At 38.2% G+C, this 3,302-nt stretch carries 5 protein-coding genes; 4 read left to right on the forward strand and 1 reads right to left on the reverse strand.

Features of this window, described 5'->3' with window-relative positions:
- The first annotated feature begins 722 nt into the window (after positions 1-722).
- Positions 723-1,187, forward strand: coding sequence for a PIN domain-containing protein (locus tag NT175_07345; protein MCX6234524.1), 465 nt, complete (start codon positions 723-725; stop codon positions 1,185-1,187).
- Entirely contained in the window at positions 1,177-1,341 is a 165-nt protein-coding gene (locus NT175_07350; protein MCX6234525.1) for a hypothetical protein, read from the forward strand. Before NT175_07345 ends, NT175_07350 begins: the two co-directional genes overlap by 11 nt.
- Positions 1,342-1,400: 59 nt before the next feature.
- On the opposite strand, the gene NT175_07355 is transcribed toward NT175_07350, so the two are convergent.
- Positions 1,401-1,793, reverse strand: a complete 393-nt coding sequence (locus NT175_07355; protein MCX6234526.1) for a hypothetical protein — start codon at positions 1,791-1,793, stop codon at positions 1,401-1,403.
- Positions 1,794-2,816: 1,023 nt separating this feature from the next.
- Here NT175_07355 and NT175_07360 point away from each other — a divergent pair.
- Together NT175_07360 and NT175_07365 are read left to right on the forward strand one after the other, a co-directional pair.
- Entirely contained in the window at positions 2,817-3,131 is a 315-nt protein-coding gene (locus NT175_07360) for a nucleotidyltransferase domain-containing protein (protein ID MCX6234527.1), read from the forward strand.
- 2 nt (positions 3,132-3,133) lie between these two features.
- Positions 3,134-3,302, forward strand: a 169-nt coding sequence (locus NT175_07365) for a HEPN domain-containing protein (protein MCX6234528.1), incomplete at its 3' end; no start/stop codon positions are given.

Here is a 3,302-nt window from a genome sequence, read left to right on the forward strand (position 1 = left end):
TTCTGTCATGTTATCGCTATAACATGAAGGAGTTAGGCTCAACCGGTATACATATATGAACTGTTGATAAATGTCGTGAAGTGAAGATAGCGAAAAGCGATGACACGCTATGACCAAAAGGTAAGGGGTATAGATAACAGGTTGCGCGGTTCCTGTTACGTGGATTACGATTCCCCCGGCAAAGAGACAGAACCTAACCCGGTTTGTTATATAAGCGGAACGTGGTAAGCCTGTAATACTCCCTGATTTCCGGGGTAGGTTCGTCGTGAGACGCATACAATGTATTGCAGGTATGGGAGGATGGAGCAAGCAAATGCCCGGCTATAATCGCCGGGATACTGGTTTTATCAGATCCGAAAGGGGGCAGACTTCCATCTGGTTCTCAATTGATAGAAAGGTGTAATAAGATTTTCAATTCAGGAAAGCAAATGAATCCAACGTAAGAAGGATGTGCACTTGAAACAATGGTAACGGCGTGGAACTTTATCAAATGGGATAAAGTCCGGCAATTTGTTAAATCATTACAACGGCGTATTGCAAAGGTAATAAATCTTTTGTATATTGTTGGTCGGTTTACTCCGGCTTCTGAGAACTTGAGCCGTATGCGGCGAAAGTTGCAAGTACGGTTCTTAGGGGACAAAGGCGGAGCAATCCGCCTGCGTTACCCGACATTTGGCTTTCCCGGCTTTTTTTTGTAAGTTTGTACAAATATTCTGAAAAACATGGCAAAACAGAGAATCTATATTGACACTTCAGTGATTGGAGGGTATTATGACGATGAATTCAGTTCTGATACCATTAAGCTCTTTGAAAGGATTCAAAATGATGATTTTCAGGTTTATCTATCTGAAATCAGTAAGCTTGAGTTAATTCCAGCACCAAAACATGTTCAGGAAGTAATAAACCTTATCCCACCAAAGAATTTAATTATTTTGGAGTTCACAGAGGAATCAAGACAGTTGGCGGAGTATTATATAAGCGAAAAAATTCTTTGTGCTGCGAGTATGGATGATGCTTATCATATCGCTATTGCTACTGTTAATCGTATTGATATCCTTCTGAGTTGGAATTTTAAACACATTGTAAATTGGGATAAAATCAGATTATTTAATGCTATTAACATGAAGAATGGTTATCCATCAATTGAAATAAGATGTCCAAAAGAATTATTAAAATATGAAGACTGATACTGAAATACAGAAAAAATTTGACTCCGTCGTATATTTTAGAAAAATCAAGGAGCAAATTGCAAAGGAACTTGCAGACAAATCCTTTCAAGAACAAAAGGAATATATCCAAAAAGTCCTTTCTGGAGAAATTAAGCTCAATATTTCCTTGTAATCTGCACTACCCTCCAATCGAGTAGGCGGCCCCAACCATGAATAGCCGGAATGCACTTCTCACACCACCCAAATCCAAGTTCCAAATACCAAATTCCAAATACCAAACCTAAATTCCAAATTCCAAACCCCAAACCAAACCACACCCACACACACCCATGTCGCCCACTGCCATGCCATACGATCCGGAACTCCAAGCCGGATTAAATTCTTAACACGGCGTCGGGGCTTTTTCCAGTGATGCCAGATGCAATAGCGCAGCCGGTTACGTACCCATCCATCCAAGGTCTTCAGCTTCCCGTATATCGAAGCTGCTTTGAAGTAGTTTAACCATCCTCGCATTAAAAGGGTTAACCGTTCAATACGTTCGTCGAAACTTGCCGGTATAGTTTTCCGGGTGTTTTCTTTGATCTTGTATTTCAACTCTTCCAGGCTGTTGTGGGATACTACCAATTGGTATTGTCCCCTATCGCCTTTCTTGTAAGTGGATTCAAAAGCATATCCGAGGTACTCGTATTGGAGTGGCTTTCGGATGGCGCTTTTCTTGGGTAAATAATATTTTGATGTGCTGTAGATTGATTTGCTCTGAAAATACAGATTTTATTCATAGATGCAGACTTATTTAGCATATTTCTCTTCTTCTTTCTTTGTCTGCCACACAAAGAAAGAAGCAAAGAACCGAGCGAAGCGAGCTCGCGAATACCTAAATTTAAAATTAATTACATGAGCAAAAGTCACCGCTGCATAAAAATCACTAAAAATTGAGCATTCAGGCTAAAATTTATGAACTCCCCCGATTAAAATCGGGGTCAAACAGCATAAATTTTTTAACGCCTTGGTGCTCAATTTTTTTACCGTGATTTTTATGAGGCGGTGTTCTTTTAAAGGCCTTAGGGTTTGCAGGCGGGGTACCCACTGGGCGAAGATTCCGTTAAAGCCAGACGGAGAAGTGAGGGAACGAAGCGACCGAACGGCTTGGCTGGCTTAGAAATCGAGCCCTTAGTGGGTCGCCGAAAACCCAGGCTGTCTTTTTCTTTTCGTACTTTTCTTTTGGACACGCAAAAGAAAAGGACATCAATAGAAAAACATTCTCAATCCACTTCTCTTTTTCAATGAACATCACTTCTATTCTCATTAAAACATACCAGAAAACCTAACAGCAAAAAAAATAAATCTATTCGAATTCAGTTCTGCAAATTAATTTACCTGGCGCATCAAAATAGTATTTAGCCCTTTTCTTTTTGTTCACTTCAAGATGAAGATACTTTTCGATAAAATGGCTTATCTTTCGTTTTACAATTGGCGGGACTGTGATTTGTGGAACTTTTGTACTTTTATGAAACTTTGCTTGTAATTTTATAAGTATGAGCTTTGAAATCGCCAACGAACCATATACCCAAACGTTAGTAGAAAGTGGCATCGAAATCAACAGAATCAATCAGAATTTTGTATCTTTGATTGAATATTAATAAAACTATGAATCAGAATCTATTACAAGATAAAATTAAAAGAACTATTCACGATAAAGACCCAAATGCTGAAGCATTTTTATTTGGATCGAGAGCTCGTGGAGATAACAGACCTGATTCTGATTGGGATTTGCTTATTTTAGTAAACGATCAAGAAGTCACCAATGAAATAGAGGATAAATTCAGAGACGGATTGTACGATTTGGAATTAGAATCAGGACAAATAATATCATCATTTATATATTCAAAGAAATATTGGAAAAATATGCTTGTATTTTCTCCACTTTACAAGAATGTGATTAAAGAGGGGATAATTTTATGAAAATGGAGAACCTTGAGGATTATATTAAATACCGCTTTCATAGAGCCGAAGAATCATTTGATGATGCATTGATATTAATGGAAAGGGGCAAATGGAATACTGTTGTAAATAGATTGTATTATTCCTGCTTCTATGCAGTTAGTGCACTGTTACTGAAAGATGGCATTGAAA

The sequence above is a fragment of the Bacteroidota bacterium genome, assembly GCA_026391695.1.
Classification (GTDB): Bacteria; Bacteroidota; Bacteroidia; order Bacteroidales; family JAGONC01; genus JAPLDP01.

What these genes read in the sequence shown, in the direction of transcription:
- NT175_07345 (MCX6234524.1), top strand. Translation starts at nt 723, where the DNA reads ATGGCAAAACAGAGAATCTATATTGACACTTCAGTGATTGGAGGGTAT.
- NT175_07350 (MCX6234525.1), top strand. Translation starts at nt 1,177, where the DNA reads ATGAAGACTGATACTGAAATACAGAAAAAATTTGACTCCGTCGTATAT.
- NT175_07360 (MCX6234527.1), top strand. Translation starts at nt 2,817, where the DNA reads ATGAATCAGAATCTATTACAAGATAAAATTAAAAGAACTATTCACGAT.